Genomic DNA, 23,588 nt, shown 5'->3' with positions numbered 1-23,588 from the left:
GCACGGTCGACAAGAAGTCGCCGGAGGGTGAGCACGAGGAGCGGCACCGCCGCGCGCGGCCCCAGGCGCACCCCTCGAGCGCGCTCGGCCTCACGGAGCCGGTGGACGAACGCCGCGACCACCGGCACCATCGTGAGCGTGAGCGACAGCGTCAGCGCGACGACCTCCGGATCGACACCCCAGCGACGCAGCGGCCGCAGCACCGTCTGCAGCACATCGAGCAGGTCGGACATCCGCGTGGTCATCGTCACCAGTGCGGCGACGAGCAGCAGCGCCGCGACCCGACCGGCGCCGACCCACGCGGCGATCGGCGAGACGAACACCGCCAGCATCACCCCCAGCACGAGGAGGATCCATCGCAACCGCCACAGTTCGACGAGCAGCGTGCGCGGACTCTGCCCTCCGAGCGGATAGAGCACGACCGTGGCGGCGAGGGCCACGCTCACGACGACGGGCTGCGGCGGAAGCAGGGTCAGACCGAGCGCGCAGAGCACGAGCCCCGCGAGCTTCACCCCCGCCGGCAGGCGATGCAGCACGCTCGTGCCGGGGCGGTAGAGCGAGATCACGCGGACACCCGGCAGTACTCGTCGATCACCGCATCCGGGTGACCCACGGCCACGGCTCGCCCGCCCTCGAACAGCACGGCCAGGTCGCAGCGCGCGGCCAGGTCGAGGTCGTGCGTGGCCACCACGACCTGCGCCTCCTGCGCCATCAGCAGCTCCGCGATGCGCCGGGCGTTGCGCCGGTCGAGAAGCGTGGTCGGCTCGTCGGCCAGGAGCAGCCGCGGCTCGGTCACGAGCACGGCCGCCAGCGCGAGCAGCTGCTTCTGCCCGCCGGACAGCGACGACGCCGGCACGTCCGCGTGCGCCTCGAGCCCATGCACCGCGAGGGTCTCGCGCACGCGTCGGTCGACCTCCGCGCGCGGGAGGCCCCGCAGCGACAGGGCGAGATCTTCCGCGGGCGTCGGCATGAGGATCTGCGCGTCGGGATCCGTGAACACGAAGCCGACGCGGCGTCGGAGCTCCCGCGTGTCGCGCACCACGTCGAGCCCGTGCACGACCGCAGTGCCCGCCGTCGGCACGACCAGGCCGTCCAGCACACGCGCGAACGTCGACTTTCCCGAGCCGTTCGCCCCGATCACGGCGATGCGTCGTGCGGTGAGGTCGAGGCTCACGTCATCGAGGATGGCCCGGCCGTCGACCTCGACCCGCACGTGCTCCAGCACGATCGATGCGGCGGCTTCCTCGGCCCGACGCTGCTCGCGCACTCCCACCTCCTGAACACCGTTCACCTGAACGCCGTTCACTATAGTGGGGTCATGACCCCCGAGCCCAATCCGGCCCGACACGACCGCGACAGCGTCGCCCGCAGCGCTCTCGCCCTGCTCGACGAGGTCGGTCTGGCCGACCTCTCGATGCGGCGCATCGCCGCGCGGCTCGACGTGCAGCCCAGTGCTCTCTACTGGCACTTCGCGAGCAAGCAGGAGCTGCTCGCCGATCTCGCCGACCGCATCACCGCGAGCGTCCCCCGCGGAACCACCGGCGTCCTCGCCACCGCCCGCGGCCTGCGGGATGCTCTGTTCGCCCACCGCGACGGCGCCGAGCTCGTGCTGAGCACCTACGCGCTCCAGCTCGGCTCGGCGCACGCGCTCGACGCGCTCATCGCCGCGCTGCGGAGCGACGGCGCCGACGATCCCGAAACCCGCGCGACCGCGATCCTTCACTTCGTCCTCGGCCACGCGACGCTCGTGCAGCAGCGCATGCACGCCGACAGCCATGGCGCCCTGCCACCCTCGGACGAGATCGACGTGACGGCGGGTCTCGACCGCGCGTTCGACCTGGGCGTGCGGGCGCTCGCGGGCGAGGTCAGCGCACCGCGGGCTCCGCGGCGTGCCCGAGCCTGAGACCCGGCACGAGCGCCAGCAGCACGAGACCGAGACCGAACGCGAACACCACGCCGAAGGCACCAGGACCGCCGCCGAGGGTGGCCACGGCGAGCCCCGCGACCGCGATCGCGACCGCGGACCCCGTCGCGTCGGAGATCGACAGCGCCGAGGAGTTGAACCCCTGGTTCGACTCGTCTGAGTAGGCCAGCGTGAGCACCGTCAGGCGCGGATACAGCAGCCCCATGCCGCCACCCGCGAACGCCCACCCGAGGATCACCACGACGGGCGACACCGGGAACACGGCCGCCGCGAGCACCGCCAGCATCGCCACCAGGAGGGCGCCGAGGCTCAGCAGCGTGATGCGGCGGTTGCCTAGCCGCTCGCCGTAGCGCCCCTGCAGCGCCGATGCTCCAGCCCACGCGAACGCCGCGAGCATGAGCGCCACCCCCGCCCACGTGGCGGTGAAGTGGTACTTCCGGATGAGCAGGTAGGGGATGTAGGCCTCCGCCGCGAAAAACGCGCCGGCCGCCACGCCGCGCATCAGCACGACGCTGGGCAACCCGGCTCCCGCGTGAAGGGTACGGGCGGGGAGCAGCGGCAGCACCGCGACGCCGATCCCGAGGATCGCGGCCACGGCGACCGGCCAGCGCACCCCGTGGTCGAGCTCGGCCGAGACGCCGATCACCACCGCCAGCGCCGCCACCACGACGGCCAGCAGCAGGCGGAGGCGCAGCGCACGCCGGTCCTGGGGTTCGCCGCCGCCCAGGTCGACACCACGCAGCCGGACCGCGATCATCAGGAAGGCGATCGCGGTGAGCACCGCGACGCCCAGGAACGCCCAGCGCCAGTGCAGGTACTCCGCGACCGCTCCCGCGAGGAACGGCCCCACCATCGACGGGACGACCCAGGCGGCCGCGAACGCCGCGAACACGCGCCCGTGCAGCTCCGGCGGGTAGAGCCGCGCGACCACGACGTACAGCGCGACCGTCTGACCGCCGGTGCCGAGCCCCTGCACGAGCCGACCGATCAGGAACTGCGGCATCGACGTCGCGAAGCCCGAGATCAGCAGGCCGACGATGAACAGCGCCACCGCCACGTACAGCGCGCCGCGCGGCCCGCGCGCGTCGGACCAGGCACCGGTCGCGACCATCCCGATCACGCTCGTCGCAAGGGTGCCGGCGAACGCGACGGCGAACAGCGCCTCACCGTCGAGCGCCGCACTCACGATCGGCATGACCGTGGTGACCGCGAGCGCCTCGATCGCGGCGAGGAAGATGAGCGCGACCGCGCCCACCGTCACCCAGATTCGGCCGCGATCCCAGATCGATGCGACGGGCTGCGGCGCGGTCATCGCTCCACGAGCGCGGCGATCCGCTCGACGGCCTCCGTCAGGATCTCCGGGCTCGTCCCGAAGTTCAGTCGCACGTGGCCCGCTCCCTCGGTGCCGAACGCCGGGCCGAAGTGCAGGGCGACCTTCGCATCCCGCAGGATCCGCCTGGCCGGGTTGTCGCCCCAGCCCAGAGCCGACAGGTCGATCCAGGCCAGGTAGCCCGCGTCCGGGATCCGGTAGCGGGCACCGGGAAGATGCCGCGCCAGCAGGTCCTCCAGGAGCACGCGGTTCTGGTCGAGCGTGTCGAGCAGCCCGTCCAGCCACGCATCGCTCTCCTCCGCGAACGCTGCGACCGAGGCGAGCAGACCGAACTGACCGGTGCGCCACTCGACCTCCACGGGGAGCCCTCGCACCACGGCGCTGGTGTCGTCGTCGGCCGTGACCATCAGCGCACACTTCAGGCCGGCGAGGTTGAACGCCTTGCTGGCGCTCACGACCGCATAGCCGACGCGTGCGGCCGTCTCGCTCGCCGCGAGGAAGGGCGTGAACCCGGTCCCCGGCTGGGCGAGCGGCGCGTGGATCTCGTCGGACACGACGGCGGCGCCGTACTCGGCAGCGATCTCCGCCAGCGCGGCGAGGGCGTCTCGGTCGTGCACCGTGCCGGTCGGGTTGTGCGGGTTGCACAGCAGGATCGCGGTCGCACCGTCGTCGAACGCCCCGCGGATCCCGTCGAGGTCGAGCTCCCACCCCGTGCCCGTGTCGCGCAGCGGCACCCGCAGCACCTCCGCACCGGCCTCCTCCACGAGGTCGTAGAACGGCGGGTACACGGGCGGGGTGACGACGACCCGCTCCCCCGGCTGCGTCACGCGGCGCAGGATCTCCACGATGCCCATGCTCACGTCGGCCGTGCTGCGAGTGCGAGCGGGATCCACCGCCCAGTCGTAACGGCGGCGCGCGAAGCCCGCGAACGCCTCGGCCAGCGGCGTCTTCGAGGCGATGTACCCCGTGTCGCCACGCTCGACCGCACGGTGCAGGGCCGCGGTGATCGCGGGGGCGAGGGGGAAGTCGGTCTCGGCGACGAAGAGCGGAAGCACATCGGCGGGGTACTCGCGCCACTTCTCGCTGCTGCGCTCACGGAGCTCCGCCAGGGACAGGGCCTGAACATGCAACATTCGATCTCCCGAGTTCTCGTCCCCGCCTCACCGCGGAGTCAGCGAAGCGGGCGCGTCTCCGCGCCCGCTCCGTCGTGCATCACTGTCTTCAGCGTCAGATTGCGAATCCCAGCGCGCGCATCATGTCGCGCCCGTCGTCCGTGATCCGCTCCGGACCCCACGGCGGCATCCACACCCAGTTGATGCGGAACCGGTCCACGACGTTGTCGAGAGCCTGCGCGGTCTGGTCTTCGAGGACGTCGGTCAGCGGGCAGCCCGCGCTGGTCAACGTCATGTGGATGACGAGAGCATCGTTCTCGTCATCCCAGGCGAGGTCGTAGATGAGGCCGAGGTCGACGACGTTGATCCCGAGCTCCGGGTCCATGACGTCCTTGAGCGCCTCGGTGACCGCGTCGTACTTCTCATCCGTGAGGGTCGCTGTCATACGGCTCAGCCTACGCCTCGATCGGGGCGGAAGGGTCGAGGAACCGGTCGTAGCCCTCGTTCTCCAGCCGGTCGGCGAGCTCGGGCCCGCCCTCTTCGACGATCTTGCCCGCGACGACGACGTGCACGAAGTCGGGGCGGATGTACCGCAGGATCCGGGTGTAGTGCGTGATCAGGAGCACGCCGAGTCCCGTGGACTCCTTGGCACGGTTCACGCCCTCGGACACGATCTTCAGCGCGTCGACGTCGAGACCCGAGTCGGTCTCGTCGAGCACGGCGAACTTCGGCTTGAGCACCTCGAGCTGCAGGATCTCGTGGCGCTTCTTCTCGCCGCCGGAGAAGCCCTCGTTGACGTTGCGCTGCGCGAACTTCGGGTCCATGCGCAGGTTCGCCATGGACTCCTTGACGTCCTTGGTCCACTGGCGGATCGAGGGCGCCTCGCCGTCGAGCGCGGTCTTCGCCGTGCGCAGGAAGTTCGTCACGGTGACGCCGGGGATCTCCACCGGGTACTGCATCGCGAGGAAGAGCCCGGCGCGGGCGCGCTCGTCGACGCTCATCGCCAGCACGTCCTCACCGTCGAACGTGATCGAGCCGGAGGTCACCGTGTACTTCGGGTGACCGGCGATCGTGTAGGCCAGGGTCGACTTGCCCGAGCCGTTGGGGCCCATGATGGCGTGGGTCTCACCGGTGTTCATGGTGAGGGTGATTCCGTTGAGGATCGGGGTGGTCCCCGCCTCGGTCTCGACCGTCACGTGCAGGTCGCGGATCTCGAGAACAGACATTCTTCAGACTTCCTTCGTCACAGCAGGATCGATGAGCACGTCGTCGCCGTCGATCTCGACGACATAGACCGGGACGGGCTCGTAAGCGGGGAGGTTCTGGGGCTTGCCGGTGATCAGGGAGAAGGCCGAGCCGTGAGCCCAGCACTCCACCGTGTCGCCTTCCACGAAGCCCTCGGACAGCGAGATGTCGCCGTGCGTGCAGGTGTCGCCGATGGCGTGGATCACGCCATCGCCGTCCTTGATCACCGTGATGGGCACGCCGCCCGGCTCGACGCGGAGCGGGGTGTCCTGCTCCAGGTCGGAGACCGCGCAGACGCGCTCGGCGGTCACGCGTCCACCTCGGCGAGCTCGGCCTCGATGGCGGCGAGCAGCTCCGCCTCGAGCGTCGGGATACCGAGGCGCAGCACGATGTCGGTGAGGAAGCCGAGCACGACGAGACGCCGCGCCTCCTCCTCCGGGATGCCGCGGGCCTGCAGGTAGAAGAGCTGCTCGTCGTCGAAGCGACCGGTCGCACTCGCGTGGCCCGCGCCGACGATGTCGCCCGTCTCGATCTCGAGGTTCGGGATCGAGTCGGCGCGCGCCCCCTCGGTGAGCACCAGGTTGCGGTTCGCCTCGTACGAGTCGGTGCCCGTGGCGTCGGCGCCGATCAGCACGTCGCCGATCCACACACTGTGCGCGCTCGCGCCCTGGAGGGCACCCTTGTAGAGCACGTCGCCCGTGGTGTGCGGACCCTTGTGGTGAAGGTAGACCTGGCTCTCCAGGTGCTGCCCGGCGTCCGCGTACGACAGCCCGTAGAGGTAGCCCTCGGAACCCGCGCCCGCGAGCTCCACGCTCGGGTTCACGCGCACGAGGCCGCCGCCGAAGCTCACCACGAAATGCTTGAGCGTGGCGTCGGAGCCGACGCGGGCCTGGTGCGCGGCCGCGTGCACCGCGTCGTCCTCCCATTGCTGCACCGTGACCACGGTGAGCTTCGCGCCATCGCGGACGATGATCTCCACGTTCTGCGCGTACTGCGCGGAACCCTTGTGCTGCAGCACCACGGTCGCGACGCTGTGCTCCAGCGCCTCGATCACGATGTGGGCGTCGGCGCGGCGGTCGGCACCCGTACCCGTGACGGAGATGAAGATCGGCTCGGCGACCTCCTCCTCACGCGGGATGCGCACGTGCACCGCCTCGCTCGCACCCTGCCAGGCGACGGCGGCCGTGATGTCCTCGGGGAGGAAGACCTCGCCGCGCGGAGCGGCGCCGATGGCGAGCGGTCCTGCCACGTACTGCCCGCCGGAGCTGAAGGCGTACGCGACGCCGTCGTTCGCCTCCGCCGTCTGGAACAGCGGCGTCAGCTGCGCGACCGGCGTGTGCTTCCAGTTGACCTCACGGCCGCTGGGGGCGCCGAAGTCGTCCGGGTCGTACGAGTGCGGGCGCTCGGAGCGCGTCTGCACCGGGACGAATCCGGCGTCGGCGACCTGGGCGGCCGGGTCGATGTGCGCGTTCGTGTGCTGCGCCTCCGTGGGCGCTGTCGTCGAGGCCGCCATTTAGCCGACCGATCCTTCCATGCCCATCTCGATGAGCTTGTTCAGTTCCATCGCGTACTCCATCGGCAGCTCGCGCGCGATCGGCTCGATGAAGCCGCGCACGATCATCGCCATCGCCTCGTCCTCGGGCATGCCGCGGGACTGGAGGTAGAAGAGCTGCTCCTCGCTGACCTTCGAGACCGTGGCCTCGTGGCCGAGCTGCACGTCGTCGACGCGGATGTCGATGGCCGGGTAGGTGTCGGAGCGCGACTTCGTGTCCACGAGCAGCGCGTCGCAACGGACGGTGTTCGCCGAGTGGTGGGCGTTGGCGTCGACGCGGACCTCACCGCGGTAGCCGGCGCGACCGCCGCCGCGGGCGATCGACTTCGAGACGATCGACGACTGCGTGTACGGCGCCATGTGGATCATCTTGGCGCCCGCGTCCTGGTGCTGACCGGGACCGGCGAAGGCGACCGAGAGGGTCTCGCCCTTGGCGTGCTCGCCCATCAGGTAGATCGACGGGTACTTCATCGTCACCTTGGAGCCGATGTTGCCGTCGACCCACTCCATGGTCGCGCCCTCGTGTGCCACGGCGCGCTTGGTGACCAGGTTGTAGACGTTGTTCGACCAGTTCTGGATCGTCGTGTAGCGCACGCGGGCGTTCTTCTTCACGATGATCTCGACCACGGCCGAGTGCAGCGAGTCGGACTTGTAGATCGGAGCCGTGCAGCCCTCGATGTAGTGGACGTAGCTGTCCTCGTCGGCGATGATCAGGGTCCGCTCGAACTGGCCCATGTTCTCGGTGTTGATACGGAAGTACGCCTGCAGCGGGATCTCTACGTGCACGCCCTTCGGGACGTAGACGAACGAGCCGCCCGACCACACGGCCGTGTTGAGTGCGGCGAACTTGTTGTCGCCCGCCGGGATGACCGTGCCGAAGTACTCCTCGAAGAACTCGGGGTGCTCGCGCAGCGCCGTGTCGGTGTCCATGAAGATGACGCCCTGGGCCTCGAGGTCCTCGCGGATCTGGTGGTACACGACCTCGGACTCGTACTGCGCGGCGACGCCGGCCACGAGGCGCTGACGCTCCGCCTCGGGGATGCCCAGGCGCTCGTACGTCTCGCGGATCTCCTCGGGGAGGTCCTCCCAGCTCTGCGCCTGCTTCTCGGTGGAGCGGACGAAGTACTTGATGTTGTCGAAGTCGATGTCGCTGAGGTCGGCGCCCCACGTCGGCATCGGCTTGCGACCGAAGAGCTGATACCCCTTCAGACGGGTCTTCAGCATCCACTCGGGTTCGTTCTTGAGGGCAGAGATCCCGCGGACCACCTCTTCGGAGATGCCGCGTTTCGCCACGGCACCCGCGGCGTCTTCATCGTGCCAGCCGAACTCGTACACCCCCAGACCGTCAAGCTCCGGGCGGTCGATCAGCACATCCGACATGCAACACTCTCCTCACAGGTCCCAAACGGTGTCATCCGCCCCGACACACCTGATCCCCGTCGAGTCTGCGGGAGCGGGTGCCGTTGGTGGGCCCTCATCATCGGCGCTTCCATCGCGCCTAAACTGTTGACGATGCTTCAGCGCGGTCAGCGCTCATCGCAACAATCCGATTCTACAGGTTCCGCCTGGCGGACGGGCCGCGCGCCACGTCGCCGACGAGCCGGAGGACTCATGCCCGAGACGACCATCACCACCCCTCCGACGACTCGGACGACCCCCGTTCCGCGATCCCGCGGGTGGGCGAAGGCGCTGACCGTCTTCGCGTGGCTCTCGTTCGTCAGCGAGACGATCATCATCGGCACCGGCGGCGCGGTGCGTCTGACCGGCTCCGGCCTCGGCTGTTCCGACTGGCCGCTGTGCACGCCCGAGTCGCTCGTGCCCATCCTCGAAGTGCAGGGGGTGCACGGCATCATCGAGTTCGGCAACCGGCTGATGACGGGCGTCGTCGGCATCATCGCTCTCACCGTCGTGCTGCTCGTCCTGTACACGGTGAACGGGCGTCGCGCGGTCACGAAGGCGCTGTGGTTCGCGCTCGGCGGCATCGTCGCGGCCGGCATCGCCTTCGCGATCGCCTTCCCCTTCCACTTCCCCGCCTCGCCGATCGCTTCCGGCGTGCTGCTGCTCGCCGTCATCGCGGCCGCCGTCCACTCCGTCCGCACCACGGCCACGCGTCGCGACCTCGTGCTCCTGGCGTGGCTCGTGCTGATCGGTGTGGTGGCTCAGGCCCTCGTCGGAGGCATCACGGTCCTGACCGGGCTGAACCCCTTCATCGTGGGCTTCCACTACACCTCGTCGTTGCTTCTCGTGTGCGTCACGGCCGCGTTCCTCGTGCGCCTCAAGACCGCACCGGGGCCCCGCGAACGCGCCGTGCCGAGCTGGTTCGCGATCGTCACGCATGTGACAGGACTCGCGCTCGCGGTGACGATCCTGTTCGGCGTCCTCACCACCGGCTCCGGGCCGCACTCGGGTGATGCGGACGTGCTGCGCCACGGCTTCGACGCGACCGTCCTCGCGCACGTGCACTCCTGGCCCGGCTACGTGCTGGCCGCCCTGGTGCTGTTCCTCACGATCACCGCCTGGGCACTCCGCCTGGAGCCCCGCCGCTGGCTGCTCGTGCTCGTGCTCGCGATCCTGGTGCAGGTCGGCGTCGGGGTGTGGCAGGCGCGCGAGGGGCTGCCGCCGATCCTGGTCGGCATCCACATGGTGCTCGCCTCGCTGTCGGCCGCGACGTACACCGTGGTCGTGCTGCACCTGAAGCGCCCGGTGCGGACGGACGTCGCGGCCGAGGAACCCGCCCCGGCGCTCACCGGGCGCTGAGCCGCACAGACGATCCATAGCGTGCGCACCGGGGCCTCATCAGGGCATCGGTCAGCCTGGTCGGCATGCACAGAACACTGACCAGAAGCATCGGATTCTGGATTCTCCTCATCGTGTCCCTCGCCGCGATCGGCGTCGGCGGATGGCTCATCGCCGGCCAGATCGGCACCATGACGAGCACCCTGCTCGATGGCACGGCCACGGGGGTGGAGGTCTACGTCGGCCAGTCGCTCGTGGTGGTCGGAGCCGCGGTGCTCGGCGCCGGCCTGATCGGCCTGCTCCTCGCCCTCGGCCTCGTGGCGGCGCGGGCACTCGTCCCGGCCGTGCCCGTCGCGCTCGACGCCGGAATGGATGAGCCGTCCCCCAACGAGGTCATCGCCGCGACCGGGTCCGCGACCGATCAGGATGCGACGGCGACCACGGACGCCGCCAACACGCCGGCGGACGACGCGTCAGCGTCCGCGGCGTCGGAGGACGCTGCGGATCAGAACGGCAGCAGCGGGTCGACCGCGACGGCCACGAAGATCAGCGTCAAGTAGGTGATCGAGGCGTGGAAGACTCGCATCGGCCGCGCCTCGGTCCCCCGCACCGCCTGGTTGTACAGGCGGTGCGACTCGTAGATGAACCAGCCGCCGAAGACCAGCGCGGACACCGTGTAGACGAGACCCATGTTCGCGATCGGCACCAGCAGCAGCGAGCACGCGACGGTCGCCCACGCGTAGAGGATCACCTGGAGGCCGACCTGCGAGGCGTTGCGCGTGACGCCGAGCATCGGGACGTCGACGTCCTCGTAGTCGTCCTTGTACTTCATCGACAGCGGCCAGTAGTGCGGCGGCGTCCACAGGAAGACCAGCAGGAACAGGATGAACGCCGGCCAGTCGAGAGAGCCCGTGACGGCCGACCAGCCGATGAGCACGGGGAAGCAGCCCGCGATGCCGCCCCAGATGATGTTCTGCTCGGTGCGGCGCTTGAGGATCATCGTGTAGATCACGACGTAGAAGAAGATGGCCGAGGCCGAGAGCACTGCGGTGAGCCAGTTGGTGGTGAACCAGAGCCAGACGGTGGACACGATCGCGAGAGTCCAGGAGAAGATCAGCGCGCCGCGCGGGCTCACCTCGCCCGTGACCAGCGGACGGTTCTCCGTGCGGTGCATGTGCGCGTCGATGTCGCGGTCGAGATACATGTTGAAGGCCCCGGCCGAGCCGGCGCTCATGGATCCGCCGATGACGGTCGCGAGGACCAGCCAGAGGTTCGGGAGACCGCCCTGGGCGAGGAACATCACCGGGACGGTCGAGACGAGGAGGAGTTCGAGGACTCGGGGCTTCGTCAGCGTCACGTAAGCGCTCACCGTGCGACCGATGGACGACTTCCGTACGGTCTGATCAGACATCGTCGAGATCTCGATCGCCTCCTCCGCGCGCGTTACGGGACAACCTCTCCAGTGTATGACACGCGATGACGCCTTCCGTGCCCCCCGGCCACCGATCGGATCCACCGTCACCGCTATGCTGAAGGCACTCGCGCGCCCGATGCTGCGCACACCCCCACCCGTCCTCGAGGCGGTGCGGAATGCGCCAGGGAAGTTGCGGATGCGCCAAGGAATACGGGCGCCCTCGAAACTGTCGGAAAGGGCATGAACGTGTCGGAATTGCAGTGGGACGAGATCGATCGACGCGCGGTGGACACCGCCCGGATCCTGGCGGCCGATGCGGTCGAGAAGGTCGGCAACGGCCACCCCGGCACGGCGATGAGCCTGGCTCCCGCGGCGTATCTGCTGTACCAGCGCGTCCTGCGGCACGACCCCGCCGACACCGACTGGCTCGGCCGCGACCGGTTCATCCTCTCCGTCGGACACTCGTCCCTCACGCAGTACGTGCAGCTCTACCTCGGCGGCTTCGGCCTGGAGCTCGATGACCTCAAGGCGCTGCGCACGTGGGGATCGAAGACCCCCGGCCACCCCGAGTACGGACACACGAAGGGCGTGGAGATCACGACGGGTCCGCTCGGGCAGGGCCTCGCCTCCGCCGTGGGCTTCGCGTACGCCGCCCGCTACGAGCGTGGGCTGTTCGATCCGGAGGCCGCGGCGGGCACGAGCCCGTTCGACCACTTCGTCTACGTGATCGCGGGTGACGGCGACCTGCAGGAGGGCGTGACCAGCGAGGCCTCGTCGCTCGCGGGCCACCAGCAGCTGGGCAACCTCATCGCGATCTACGACTCCAACCAGATCTCCATCGAGGACGACACCAACGTCGCGTTCACGGAGGACGTCGCCGCCCGCTACGCCTCCTACGGCTGGCACGTGCAGACGGTCGACTGGAAGAAGACGGGCGAGTACGTCGAAGACGTCGCCGAGCTCTACGCCGCCATCGAGGCCGCGAAGGGCGAGACCGACAAGCCCTCGCTCATCATCCTCAAGACCATCATCGGCTGGCCCTCGCCCGGCAAGCAGAACACCGGCAAGATCCACGGCTCCGCACTCGGCGCGGACGAGCTCGCCGCGACCAAGAAGGTCCTCGGCTTCGACCCGGAGCAGACGTTCGTGGTGGCCGACGACGTGATCGCCCGCACGCGCGGCCTGGCCGAGCGCGCCGCCGAGGAGCGCGCCGCCTGGCAGAAGTCGTTCGACGCCTGGGCCGAGGCGAACCCGGAGCGCAAGGCGCTGCTCGACCGCGTCGAGGCCCGCGAGCTCCCCGCCGACATCGCCGACGCGCTGCCCGTGTTCGAGGCCGGCAAGGACGTCTCGACCCGCGCCGCGTCCGGCCAGGTCATCAACGCCCTCGCCGCACAGCTGCCCGAGCTCTGGGGCGGGTCCGCCGACCTCGCCGAGTCCAACCTCACCACGATCAAGGACGCGGCGTCGTTCATCCCCGAGGAGTGGTCGACGCACGAGTGGTCGGGCACCCCCTACGGCCGTGTGCTGCACTTCGGCATCCGCGAGCACGCGATGGGCGCGATCGTGAACGGCATCGTGCTGCACGGGCCGACGCGCGCGTTCGGCGGCACCTTCCTCATCTTCAGCGACTACATGCGCCCCTCGGTGCGTCTGGCCGCTCTGATGAACGTGCCGAGCATCTTCGTCTGGACGCACGACTCCGTCGCCCTCGGTGAGGACGGACCCACCCACCAGCCCATCGAGCAGCTCGCCACGCTGCGCGCGATCCCGAACCTCGCCGTCGTGCGCCCCGCCGACGCGAACGAGACCGCCGCCGTCTGGCTGGAGATCCTCCGCCGCCACGAGGGCCCCGCCGGCATCGCCCTGACGCGACAGAACATCCCGGTGTTCGAGCGCGGCGAGGGCGAGGCCTCCGGCGACACGTTCGCCGCCGCCGCTCAGGCCGTCAAGGGTGCGTACGTGCTCGCCGAGGCCCCGAACGGCACGCCCGACGTCATCATCGTCGCCACCGGATCCGAGGTGCAGCTCGCGGTGAACGCCCGCGCGGCCCTCGCCGAGGAGGGCGTGAACGTGCGCGTCGTCTCGGCCCCGTCGCTCGAGTGGTTCGCGGAGCAGGACGAGGCGTACCGCGAGAGCGTGCTGCCGTCGTCGGTCACGGCGCGGGTGTCGGTCGAGGCCGGCTCCGTGCTCACGTGGCGCGGCATCGTCGGCGACCGCGGTCGTTCGGTCGGCATCGACCACTTCGGCGCCTCCGCCGACTACAAGACCCTCTTCGAGAAGTTCGGCATCACCACCGAGGCCGTCGTCGCGGCCGCCCGCGAGACCATCAAGGAGAACGCATGAGCACCCCCACCGCACAGCTCGCCGAGGCCGGCGTCAGCATCTGGCTCGACGACCTCTCGCGCACCCGCATCTCCTCCGGCAACCTCGCGGAGCTGATCTCGTCGCGCAACGTCGTCGGCGTCACCACGAACCCGACGATCTTCGCCAACGCGATCACCGACAAGAACGACACGTCGTACGACGCGCAGGTCACCGAGCTCGCCGCGTCCGGCGCCTCGGCGGAGGAGGCCGTGTTCGCGGCCACCACGCAGGATGTGGGTGCCGCGCTCGACATCTTCCGCCCGGTGTGGGAGCAGTCCGGTCACGTGGACGGCCGCGTGTCCATCGAGGTCTCCCCCGACCTCGCGCATGACACCGACGGCACCGTCGCGCAGGCGAAGGAGCTGTGGGCGAAGATCGACCGCCCGAACCTGCTCGTGAAGATCCCGGCGACCAAGGCCGGCCTCCCGGCGATCACCGAGGCGATCGCGCACGGCATCAGCGTCAACGTGACCCTGATCTTCAGCCTGGAGCGGTACGCCGAGGTCATCGACGCCTACCTGACGGGCCTGGAGCGCGCGAAGGACGCCGGTGTCGACCTGTCGACCGTCCACTCCGTCGCGTCGTTCTTCGTCTCCCGCGTGGACACCGAGACCGACAAGCGCCTCACCGCGATCGGGACCGACGCCGCCGAGGCCCTCAAGAGCAAGGCCGGCCTGGCCAACGCCCGCCTGGCCTACGAGCTGTTCGAGCAGAGCTTCGAGACCGACCGGGCGAAGGCCCTCCTCGCGGCGGGGGCGAACGCCCAGCGTCCGCTCTGGGCGTCGACCGGCGTGAAGGACCCTGCGCTGCCCGACACCCTCTATGTCACCGAGCTCGTCGCCCCCGGCGTCGTCAACACCATGCCGGAGAAGACCCTCGAGGCCACCTTCGACCACGGCGTCGTCACCGGCGACACCATCACCGGCGGCTACGACGAGGCCCGTCAGGTCTTCGCCGGGCTGGAAGAGGTCGGCATCGACTTCACCGACGTCACCCAGGTGCTCGAGGACGAGGGCGTCGCCAAGTTCATCGATTCGTGGCACGACCTGCTCACCCAGGTCGCCGAGGCACTGGAGGCACAGCGATGACCTTCGCGATCCACGCCTCGGGCGCCGCGCGTGCCGCGATTGAGGAGACCGTCCCGAGCCTCGTCCACGACCTGGTCGCCTCGCGCATCACGAGCGGCGACGCCACGCTGTGGGGTCCGGCGGCCGAGGCCGAGGCCTCGATCCGGCTCGGGTGGGTCGAGGCGGTCTCCGTCTCCCGGCCGCTCGTCGCCGAGATCGTCGCCCTGCGCGAGGAGCTCGCCGCGAAGGGAGTCACGCGCGTCGTGCTCGCCGGCATGGGCGGGTCGTCGCTCGCGCCCGAGGTGATCGCACAGACCTCGGGGGTCCCCCTCACGATCCTCGACTCCACGGCGCCCGGCCAGGTGCTGGCCGCGCTCGACGAGGGCCTCGCCGAGACCGTGCTCGTGGTGTCGTCGAAGTCCGGGTCCACGGTCGAGACCGACTCGCAGCGTCGCACGTTCGAGGCGGCGTTCCGCGACCTCGGCATCGACCCGACCGAGCGCATCGTCGTCGTCACCGACCCGGGCTCGCCGCTCGACGCCTCCGCGCGCGAGGCCGGGTACCGCGTGTTCAACGCCGACCCGAACGTGGGCGGCCGCTACTCCGCGCTGACCGCGTTCGGCCTGGTGCCGTCCGGCCTCGCGGGCGTCGACATCGACGAGCTGCTGAACGAGGCCGAGGCCTCGCTGCTCGAGGTCGCCGTCGACTCCGCCGAGAACCCGGCCCTGCGCCTGGGCGCGGCCATCGCCGCGACCACCCCGCGCCGCGACAAGCTGGGTCTGATCACGGACGGCACCCACATCAAGGGCCTGCCCGACTGGATCGAGCAGCTCATCGCCGAGTCCACGGGCAAGGAGGGAACCGGCATCCTCCCGGTCGTGCTGCTCCCCGTCTCCCCCGAGCTCGACCCCGTGCCCGCCGACCTGCAGATCGTGCGACTGGTCGACGACGCGAACGAGTTCCACCTGCACGAGCGCCACGAAGGTGAGATCCTCGTCAGCGGCACGCTCGGCGCGCAGTTCATCGTCTGGGAGTACGCCACCGCCATCGCCGGGCACCTGCTCGGCATCAACCCGTTCGACCAGCCCGACGTCGAGTCGGCGAAGGTGGCCGCGCGCGGCCTCCTCGATGCCCGACCCGAGCCCACCGCCCCCGCGTTCGTGGAGAACGGCGTCGAGGTGCGCGTGTCGGACCCGGCTCTCGCGGCCTCCGGCACGGTCGAGGGCGTGCTCGACGCGCTGTGGGCGCAGCTGCCCGCCGACGGCTACGTGTCGATCCAGGCGTACGTCAACCGTCTCGAGGTGCCGCAGCTGCAGGGTCTGCGCGAGCTGGTCGCCGCCGACTCCGGTCGTCCGACCACGTTCGGCTGGGGCCCGCGCTTCCTGCACTCGACCGGCCAGTACCACAAGGGCGGCCCGGCGCAGGGGGTGTTCCTGCAGATCCTGGAGCGCACCGACGTCGACCTCGAGATCCCCGGTCGGCCGTTCACGTTCGGTCAGCTCATCCAGGCGCAGGCCGCCGGCGACGCGGGCGTGCTCGCGGAGCACGGGCGTCCCGTCGTCTCGCTGACGATCACGGAGTCGTCCGACGACGTGCTCACCCTCTTCGAAGCCGCACAGAAGTAACAGCAGGAGAAGCCCCCACCGATGACTGTTCCCCTCTCGCGCGGGCACAACCCGCTGCGCGACCCCGACGATCGCCGGCTGAATCGGATCGCGGGGCCCAGCGCCCTCGTGATCTTCGGCGTCACGGGAGACCTGTCGCGCAAGAAACTCATGCCCGCGGTGTACGACCTCGCCAACCGCGGCCTGCTGCCCCCCGGGTTCGCTCTGGTCGGGTTCGCCCGACGCGACTGGGAGGACCAGGACTTCGCGCAGGTCGTGTACGACGCGGTGAAGGAGCACGCCAGGACGCCGTTCCGCGAGGAGACCTGGGCGCAGCTGTTGCAGGGCATCCGCTTCGTGTCCGGCGAGTTCGACAATCCGGACTCCTTCCGCAAGCTCAGGGAGACCGTCGAGCGTCTCGACGTGGAACGCGGCACGATGGGCAACCACGCGTTCTACCTGTCGATCCCGCCGAAGGACTTCCCGCTGGTGGCGAAGCAGCTCAAGGACTCCGGGCTCGTCGGGCAGGACGCCGACGACGATGAGCGGTGGCGGCGTGTGGTCATCGAGAAGCCGTTCGGGCACGACCTCGAGTCGGCCCGCGCGCTGAACGCGGCGCTGGAGGTCGCGTTCCCGGCCGACTCGATCTTCCGCATCGACCACTACCTCGGCAAGGAGACGGTCCAGAACATCCTGGCGCTGCGCTTCGCCAATGAGCTGTACGAGCCGATCTGGAACCGCAACTACGTCGACCACGTGCAGATCACGATGGCCGAGGACATCGGCGTCGGGGGACGCGCGGGGTACTACGACGGCATCGGGGCGGCCCGTGACGTGATCCAGAACCACCTCCTGCAGTTGCTGGCGCTCACCGCGATGGAGGAGCCGATCAGCCTGTCGGCGGAGCATCTGCGCGCCGAGAAGGAGAAGGTGCTCGCCGCCGTGCACGTGCCGGAGGACCTGTCGCTCGCGACGGCCCGCGGGCAGTACGCCGGTGGCTGGCAGGGCGGCGAGAAGGTGACCGGCTTCCTCGACGAGGAGGGCATGAACCCCGAGTCCACGACCGAGACCTACGCGGCCATCAAGCTGGAGATCGACACGCGACGCTGGGCGGGCGTGCCGTTCTACCTGCGCACCGGCAAGCGCCTCGGCCGTCGCGTGACCGAGATCGCCGTCGTGTTCAACCGGGCACCGCAGCACCTCTTCGGCCGGGGCAACGCCTCCGAGCTCGGACAGAACGCGCTCGTCATCCGCGTGCAGCCCGATGAGGGTGTCACGATCCGGTTCGGCTCGAAGGTCCCCGGCACGGGCTCGAACGTGCGCGACGTCACGATGGACTTCGGCTACGGCCACGCCTTCACGGAGGCGAGCCCGGAGGCGTACGAGCGGCTCATCCTCGACGTGCTGCTCGGAGACCCGCCGCTCTTCCCGCGGCACGAGGAGGTCGAGCTCTCCTGGAAGATCCTCGACCCGGTGGAGAAGTACTGGGCGGCCCAGGGCGGCCCGGTGGAGCAGTACGCTCCGGGATCGTGGGGCCCGGCGTCCGCCGACGACCTGCTGGCCCGCGACGGACGAGTCTGGAGACGCCCGTGATCATCGACCTTCCCGACACGACCGTCAGCCAGGTCGCGAAGCAGCTCGTCAAGGTGCGCGAGGAGGGCGGCGCGGTCGCCCTCGGACGCGTGCTGACGCTCGTCATCTCCGCGCGCAACGGAGTCGCGGAGGCCGCGATCGACGCGGCCAACGACGCCTCGCGTGAGCACCCGATGCGCGTGATCGTGCTCACGACCGGAGACGGCGAGTCCCGCCTGGACGCACAGATCCGTGTGGGCGGAGACGCCGGAGCCAGCGAGGTCGTGGTGCTGCACGCCTACGGCGACGCCGCCAGCAACGAGGAGAGCCTGATCACCGGGCTCCTGCTCCCCGACGCCCCCGTCGTGGCGTGGTGGCCGGAGGAGGCTCCGGCGTCGCCGTCGTCCTCCCCGCTCGGCCGCATCGCGCAGCGCCGGATCACCGACGCCGCGACCTCGCCCGATGTGCGCGACCGGCTCGCGCTGCTCGGCCGCACGCACGCGCCCGGCGACACCGACCTCGCGTGGACGCGGCTCACGCACTGGCGCGAGCAGCTGGCCGCCGTGCTGGATCAGCCGCCGTACGAGACCATCACCGCCGTCGAGGTGCGCGGGGCCGCCGCCTCCCCCTCCACGGCTCTGCTCGCCGCGTGGCTGCAGATGGCGCTGGACGTGCCGGTGCGGTGGTCGTACGAGAGCCCGGAGGAGTGGCAGGAGGGCATCAAGTCCGTGCGTCTGACGCGTGAGTCCGGTGACATCCTGCTGGAGCGTCCCTCGCCCGGCATCGCCGTGCTCACGCAGCCGGACCAGCCCAACCACGACCTCCACCTGCCGCGGCGCACGCTGCGCGAGTGCCTCGCCGAGGAGCTGCGCAGATTGGATCCAGATCTCCTGTACGGTCGAGTCATCACGGATGGCTGGGAGAAGCTCGGTCCGCCCGAGACGGGAGAGTGACACCGATGTCGGAATCGTCCGCAGAGAAGCGGGTCGTGGTCGAGGCCACCCCGACAGCCCTCGCCCTCCGGGTCGCCGATCGTTTCCTCACCCGCGTCAAGGCGCGCACCAGGAACGGTCGCGTCGCCCACATCGCCCTCACCGGCGGTTCCATGGGCGGGGCCGTGCTCCGTGCGGTCGCCGACAACCCGCGCGCGGCGGACATCGACTGGTCGCTCGTGCACTTCTGGTGGGGCGACGAGCGCTTCGTTCCCCGCGACGACTCGGACCGCAACGCGCTCCAGTCCCGCAACGCCCTGCTCGACCACATCCCGGTGCCCGAGGAGAACATCCACGAGGCCGCGGCGTCCGACAGCGGTCTGAACCTCGACGAGGCCGCTGCCGCGTACGCGGCGGAACTCGCCCGGTTCGGCACGGACGACCACCCCTGGCCGTCCTTCGCGGTGTGCTTCCTGGGCGTCGGTCCCGACGGCCACATCGCCTCGCTGTTCCCGGATCGCGAGGAAGTGACGGTCACGGACGCCGCCGCGCTGCCGGTGCGCGATTCCCCCAAACCCCCGCCGGAGCGGATCACGCTCACGCGTCCGGTCCTGAACTCGTCCAAGCGGGTCTGGCTCGTGCTGACGGGAGCGGACAAGGCCTCCGCGCTGGGCCTCGCACTGGCGGGCGCGAGCTACACGAGCGTGCCGGCGGCCGGTGCCAAGGGGCGCAAGCGCACGGTGTACTTCGTCGACGAGGCCGCAGCGTCCGAGGTGTCGCCCGACCTCATCGATCAGACCTACTGAGCCGGTCCTCCGGCCGCGGTCGCGCGCCCGCTCGTCCTCGGGGACGGGCGGGCGTCTGCGTGCGTCGCGTCGAACCGAGAACGAGGCTACGGGGCGTCGGGGCGCGTGCGCGCCTCGGGGTCGTCGCCAGAGCGCGGCGCTTCAGCGGCAGACGTCTCCTCGACGGCAGACGCCGCGTCGCGCATCGGTGACGGCGGTACGGCGGCTGCGGCATCGTCCGCGTGCGTCGGAGCCGAGCTCCCCCGGGTGATGCCGAGCTCCTGGCTGTCGCTGAGCACCTGCGGGTGGTAGCGCGCGAGGCCCACGACACCCCACACGGCGATGCCCCCGGCGATCGCGAAGATGATGAGCACCCACCACGGCGCGGCGGCCGCCTCGCCCAGCACGACCATGCCGATGAGCACCGCCACGAGCGGGTCGACGACCGTGAGTCCGGCGATCACGAGGTCGGGGGGTCCCGAGCTGTAGGCGGTCTGCACGAAGTACGCGCCCACGGCCGCGGCCGACACCAGGGCAAGCACGCAGACGGCGGTGATCCATTCGAACTGGCCCGCCTCGATGCGCTTGATGACGACCTTCGCGAGCGTCGCCACGAAGCCGTACAGGATGCCGGCCCCGATCACGTAGAACAGCGCGCGCATGCGGTGACGCAGGATCAGCCAGCACGCACCGAGCACGATGATGACGACGAGCAGGAGGGCGAGGATCACGAACAGTTCGCGGTCGGTCACGTCCTGCTCCGTCGCGAAGATCGCCGCGAAGAACACGAACAGGAAGATGCCGCCGACGCACGCCACGATCGCCGTGAGCGACTGCCTGGTCGGCGAATGCCCGGAGATCCGCGCGTTGAGGAGCGTCGTGATGACCAGGGCGATCGCGCCGAGCGGCTGCACGACGATCAGTGGCGCCTGCACGAGGGCTGCGAGCTGGCAGACGATCGCGAGGCCGAGCATCAGCGTGCCGATGATCCAGGACGGGCGCGTGAGCAGACCCTTGATCTGGGCGAACGTGAGCCCGGAGGTGCCGGTGGAGCCGCTCAGCCGCTCGACCTTCTCCACCCCGCGGTGCTGGTACTGCGCGCCGAGCGACATGAAGACGGCACCGGCCAGGGCGAGAGGGATGCCGAGAAGGATCCCCGGGTTCTGGAAGGCACCGACGAGCTGGTCGCCGACGTCTTCGGCCATCCCCATCCACACCCCTGCGCTCACACTACGACCCTACCCGGAGAGTCTCGCGGACTAGGGTTGTGACGTGGCCGTACTTCCGATTCGCATCATGGGCGATCCCGTCCTCCACTCCCCCGCATCCCCCGTCGAGCAGATCACCGAGGAGGTGCGCACGCTCGTCTCCGACATGTTCGAGACGATGGACGCCGCTCCCGGCGTCGGGCTGGCCGCCCCGCAGGTCGGGGTGCCGTTGCGCATCTACACGTACAACTACGTCGACGACGAGGACCGCCCCTGGCGAGGCGTGCTGATCAATCCCGTGCTGTGGATGACGCCCCCCGAGCCGGGCGCACCCGACCCCGATCTCGAGGCGGAGGGATGCCTGTCGTTCCCCGGCGAGCGGTTCCCGCTCCGCCGGTCCGATCGCGTGCGCGTGACGGCGATCGACCTCGACGGCGCGCCGGTGACGCTCGAAGTGGATGGGTGGCGTGCTCGCATCATGCAGCACGAGTTCGACCACCTCGACGGAGTGCTCTACATCGATCGACTGTCGGACGCCGACTGGAAGACCACGCAGAAGATCGCCCGCAAGCGCGGATGGGGCCGCCCCGGTGTGAGCTGGCTGCCCGGGGTGGACGACCTCGAGGGCTGAGCGCTTTCAGCCCACGCACAGCATCCGTCGAGTTGCGTCACAGACTTCGGGCACTATAGCGTGTTCGCGGCGGGGATATATCAGCATGCCCCGCACCACGCTTTGGAGGGGAAACATGATGAAGATGCGCACTCGTCGCGCGCTCGTGCTCGCAGGATCGATCGCGGCGGGCTCGCTCGCCCTGAGCGGCTGCAGCGCGATCAACAGCATCCTGGGCAGCGGCTCCGGTGACGCGAACCGCGACGAGGAGACCGGCCAGGTGACGGAGAGCGCCAACATCGACGTCTTCTCCGTGAAGCTCGGCGACTGCATGCTCGAGACCGGCTCGGGGATGCTCACCGACGCGAACGTCGTGCCGTGCACCGAGCCGCACGACGAAGAGGTCTTCCACGAGATCACGATGGACGACGGCGACTACTCGGAGGACGCCATCGGCGCCGCGTCCGAGGGGTGCATCGGCGACGCGTTCACCTCGTTCGTCGGTATCGGCTACCAGGAGTCGGCCCTCGACGTGACCACGCTCACGCCGAGCCAGGACTCGTGGGAGCAGGCGAACGACCGCGTGATCCAGTGCCTGATCGTCGACCCCGCCGGGCAGGTCGAGGGCTCCCTCGCCGGCGCCGCGCGCTGACGATCAGTCCACCACCGCATCGGCGGCCGGGAGCGATCCGCTCCCGGCCGCCTTCTGCGTCGAGCCTCCTCCGGCGCGGTGACGGAGCATGCCGACAACACTGACGAGCACCGCGATCGCGAGCGAGATCGTGATCTGCCAGAGGGTGTCCGGCTGGAGGAACATCGCCAGGCACAGAGCGACGATCACCGCCACGACGACGTAGCTGAGCACCGGAAAGCCCCACATGCGCAGGGGCACCTGCACACCTCGGCGCATCGCCGCCCGCCGCAGCCGGATCTGCGACACGGCGATCACGAGCCAGACGAAGAGGGCGATCGCCCCCGACGAGTTCAGCAGGAACAGGAAGACCGTGTCGGGATACAGGTAGTTCAGCCCGACCGTGATGAACCCCACGACCGTCGCGGCCAGCACGGCGTACCGGGGCGAGCCGTTCCGAGCCGTGCGGCCGAGCAGCGCGGGGGCGTCGCCCCGCCGAGCCAGCGAGTAGAGCATGCGGCTCGCCGTGTAGAGGCCCGAGTTCAGGCACGAGAGCACCGCCACCAGCACCACGACGTCCATGATCACCGCCGCCACCGGGATGCCGATCGCGTCGAGAACCGCGACGAACGGGCTCTTCGCGATCGAGGCGTCGTTCCAGGGCAGCAACAGCACGATCAGGGAGATCGACCCGACGTAGAAGACGATGATCCGCCACACCACGGAATTGACCGCCTTGCGGACGGCCACGGTGGGGTTGGTCGATTCCCCGGCGGCGATCGTCGCGATCTCCGAGCCGAAGTACGAGAACACCACGACGAGGATGCTCGAGAACGCGGCGAGCACGCCGTTCGGGAAGAACCCGCCGTGGGCCACGAGATTGTCGAGCCCCGGTGGGGGGAACCCGGGGAACGCGCCGAGCGCCGCCAGCACCCCGATCATGAGGAACGCGGCGATCGCGACGACCTTGACCCCGGCGAACCAGAACTCGAACTCGCCGTACGACGCGACGGACGCCAGGTTCGTGAGGGTGAGCACCACCATGAGCGCCAGAGCGAATCCCCACTGCGGGACTCCGGGCATCCACCGGTGGAGGATCAACGCGCCGGCGGTCGCCTCGACGCCGAGGACCACGATCCAGAACCACGCGTAGAGCCAGCCGATGCTGAAGCCCGCCCATCGACCGATCGCGCGGTCCGCGTACGTGGAGAAGGAGCCGCTGTCGGGGTTCATCACCGACATCTCCCCCAGCATGCGCATCACCAGCACGACGATCACCCCGGCGGTCGCATAGGCGCTGATCGCGGCGGGTCCTGCGGCGTGGATCACCGCCCCCGAACCCACGAACAGCCCGGCGCCGATGACGCCCGCGATCGCGATCATGGACATGTGGCGCGGCTTGAGCCCTGAGCGCAGTTCGCGGGGGTCGGATGTCGTCATCGATCTCTCCTTCGACCGCGAACGAGGTCAGCGGTGCGACGAGAGTAACATTTTACTGTGAA

At 69.9% G+C, this 23,588-nt stretch carries 23 protein-coding genes; 11 read left to right on the top strand and 12 right to left on the bottom strand.

Annotated elements, in window-relative coordinates; all coding sequences use genetic code 11:
- Nucleotides 1-566, bottom strand: a 566-nt coding sequence (locus DW299_RS13835) for an energy-coupling factor transporter transmembrane component T family protein (protein WP_136036930.1), incomplete at its 3' end; no start/stop codon positions are given.
- Complete coding sequence (locus DW299_RS13830) at nt 563-1,267, bottom strand: energy-coupling factor ABC transporter ATP-binding protein (protein WP_205814403.1); 705 nt, start codon at nt 1,265-1,267, stop codon at nt 563-565. The genes DW299_RS13830 and DW299_RS13835, both read right to left, overlap by 4 nt.
- A gap of 51 nt (nt 1,268-1,318) precedes the next feature.
- Here DW299_RS13830 and DW299_RS13825 point away from each other — a divergent pair, with 51 nt between their 5' ends.
- Nucleotides 1,319-1,903 carry a TetR family transcriptional regulator gene (locus DW299_RS13825; RefSeq protein ID WP_136036929.1) on the top strand — a complete coding sequence of 195 codons (585 nt, stop codon included), beginning with the start codon at nt 1,319-1,321 and terminating at the stop codon, nt 1,901-1,903.
- Here the strand turns inward: DW299_RS13825 and DW299_RS13820 are convergent.
- From DW299_RS13820 to sufB, 7 genes are all read right to left on the bottom strand, one after another.
- Nucleotides 1,866-3,236, bottom strand: coding sequence for an MFS transporter (locus DW299_RS13820; RefSeq protein ID WP_136036928.1), 1,371 nt, complete (start codon nt 3,234-3,236; stop codon nt 1,866-1,868). The two genes, DW299_RS13825 and DW299_RS13820, sit on opposite strands and share 38 nt — an antisense overlap.
- On the bottom strand, nt 3,233-4,387 hold the full coding sequence (locus tag DW299_RS13815; protein ID WP_136030167.1) for a MalY/PatB family protein: 1,155 nt from the start codon (nt 4,385-4,387) through the stop codon (nt 3,233-3,235). Before DW299_RS13815 ends, DW299_RS13820 begins: the two co-directional genes overlap by 4 nt.
- A gap of 94 nt (nt 4,388-4,481) precedes the next feature.
- On the bottom strand, nt 4,482-4,811 hold the full coding sequence (locus DW299_RS13810) for a metal-sulfur cluster assembly factor (RefSeq protein WP_017202280.1): 330 nt from the start codon (nt 4,809-4,811) through the stop codon (nt 4,482-4,484).
- A gap of 10 nt (nt 4,812-4,821) precedes the next feature.
- Nucleotides 4,822-5,592 (bottom strand): Fe-S cluster assembly ATPase SufC, encoded by a 771-nt coding sequence (gene sufC / locus DW299_RS13805; protein ID WP_101845421.1) that lies wholly within the window; start codon nt 5,590-5,592, stop codon nt 4,822-4,824.
- A gap of 3 nt (nt 5,593-5,595) precedes the next feature.
- Nucleotides 5,596-5,922 (bottom strand): non-heme iron oxygenase ferredoxin subunit, encoded by a 327-nt coding sequence (locus tag DW299_RS13800; RefSeq protein WP_136030165.1) that lies wholly within the window; start codon nt 5,920-5,922, stop codon nt 5,596-5,598.
- Nucleotides 5,919-7,124, bottom strand: a complete 1,206-nt coding sequence (sufD, locus tag DW299_RS13795; protein ID WP_136030163.1) for a Fe-S cluster assembly protein SufD — start codon at nt 7,122-7,124, stop codon at nt 5,919-5,921. The genes DW299_RS13800 and sufD overlap by 4 nt, the downstream gene beginning before the upstream one ends.
- Nucleotides 7,125-8,543, bottom strand: a complete 1,419-nt coding sequence (gene sufB, locus DW299_RS13790) for a Fe-S cluster assembly protein SufB (protein ID WP_136030161.1) — start codon at nt 8,541-8,543, stop codon at nt 7,125-7,127.
- Between the two features lie 231 nt (nt 8,544-8,774).
- Here sufB and DW299_RS13785 point away from each other — a divergent pair, with 231 nt between their 5' ends.
- Both DW299_RS13785 and DW299_RS19535 read left to right on the top strand, forming a co-directional pair.
- Nucleotides 8,775-9,920, top strand: a complete 1,146-nt coding sequence (locus DW299_RS13785; protein ID WP_136030159.1) for a COX15/CtaA family protein — start codon at nt 8,775-8,777, stop codon at nt 9,918-9,920.
- 65 nt (nt 9,921-9,985) lie between these two features.
- Complete coding sequence (locus tag DW299_RS19535; RefSeq protein WP_206251155.1) at nt 9,986-10,459, top strand: hypothetical protein; 474 nt, start codon at nt 9,986-9,988, stop codon at nt 10,457-10,459.
- Here DW299_RS19535 and DW299_RS13770 read toward each other — a convergent pair.
- Nucleotides 10,405-11,310 (bottom strand): heme o synthase, encoded by a 906-nt coding sequence (locus DW299_RS13770; protein WP_136030155.1) that lies wholly within the window; start codon nt 11,308-11,310, stop codon nt 10,405-10,407. The two genes, DW299_RS19535 and DW299_RS13770, sit on opposite strands and share 55 nt — an antisense overlap.
- Before the next feature lie 249 nt (nt 11,311-11,559).
- Between DW299_RS13770 and tkt the strand changes: the two genes are divergently transcribed.
- From tkt to pgl, 6 genes are read left to right on the top strand one after another with little or no spacing between them, the layout of a single operon-like run.
- Nucleotides 11,560-13,656, top strand: a complete 2,097-nt coding sequence (gene tkt, locus DW299_RS13765) for a transketolase (protein WP_136036933.1) — start codon at nt 11,560-11,562, stop codon at nt 13,654-13,656.
- The gene (tal, locus tag DW299_RS13760; RefSeq protein ID WP_136030153.1) at nt 13,653-14,765 is read left to right on the top strand and encodes a transaldolase; all 1,113 of its coding nucleotides are present in this window, start codon (nt 13,653-13,655) and stop codon (nt 14,763-14,765) included. Before tkt ends, tal begins: the two co-directional genes overlap by 4 nt.
- Complete coding sequence (locus tag DW299_RS13755; RefSeq protein WP_136036927.1) at nt 14,762-16,369, top strand: phosphoglucose isomerase-related protein; 1,608 nt, start codon at nt 14,762-14,764, stop codon at nt 16,367-16,369. The genes tal and DW299_RS13755 overlap by 4 nt, the downstream gene beginning before the upstream one ends.
- A 21-nt stretch (nt 16,370-16,390) precedes the next feature.
- A complete protein-coding gene (gene zwf, locus DW299_RS13750; RefSeq protein ID WP_136030150.1) occupies nt 16,391-17,941 on the top strand; it encodes a glucose-6-phosphate dehydrogenase in 1,551 nt (516 codons plus the stop codon).
- Nucleotides 17,938-18,873: a glucose-6-phosphate dehydrogenase assembly protein OpcA gene (locus DW299_RS13745; protein WP_136030148.1), complete on the top strand. Its 936-nt coding sequence runs from the start codon at nt 17,938-17,940 to the stop codon at nt 18,871-18,873. The genes zwf and DW299_RS13745 overlap by 4 nt, the downstream gene beginning before the upstream one ends.
- A gap of 5 nt (nt 18,874-18,878) precedes the next feature.
- Nucleotides 18,879-19,658 (top strand): 6-phosphogluconolactonase, encoded by a 780-nt coding sequence (pgl, locus tag DW299_RS13740; protein WP_168387194.1) that lies wholly within the window; start codon nt 18,879-18,881, stop codon nt 19,656-19,658.
- A gap of 86 nt (nt 19,659-19,744) precedes the next feature.
- Here pgl and DW299_RS13735 read toward each other — a convergent pair whose 3' ends face one another.
- Nucleotides 19,745-20,848, bottom strand: coding sequence for a DMT family transporter (locus tag DW299_RS13735; protein WP_342589054.1), 1,104 nt, complete (start codon nt 20,846-20,848; stop codon nt 19,745-19,747).
- Nucleotides 20,849-20,909: 61 nt separating this feature from the next.
- Here DW299_RS13735 and def point away from each other — a divergent pair, with 61 nt between their 5' ends.
- Nucleotides 20,910-21,476 carry a peptide deformylase gene (gene def / locus DW299_RS13730; protein ID WP_136036925.1) on the top strand — a complete coding sequence of 189 codons (567 nt, stop codon included), beginning with the start codon at nt 20,910-20,912 and terminating at the stop codon, nt 21,474-21,476.
- Between the two features lie 118 nt (nt 21,477-21,594).
- On the top strand, nt 21,595-22,107 hold the full coding sequence (locus tag DW299_RS13725; protein WP_240745415.1) for a septum formation family protein: 513 nt from the start codon (nt 21,595-21,597) through the stop codon (nt 22,105-22,107).
- A gap of 3 nt (nt 22,108-22,110) precedes the next feature.
- Here the strand turns inward: DW299_RS13725 and DW299_RS13720 are convergent, their stop codons facing one another.
- Entirely contained in the window at nt 22,111-23,526 is a 1,416-nt protein-coding gene (locus DW299_RS13720; protein WP_136036923.1) for an amino acid permease, read from the bottom strand.
- Nucleotides 23,527-23,588: the final 62 nt, after the last annotated feature.

Origin of the sequence: Microbacterium sp. K35 (genome assembly GCF_004794375.1) — a bacterium.
Lineage (GTDB): Bacteria > Actinomycetota > Actinomycetes > Actinomycetales > Microbacteriaceae > Microbacterium > Microbacterium sufflavum.
Note: the sequence above shows the minus strand (reverse complement) of the source record. Positions and strands in the feature narration are given on the sequence as shown.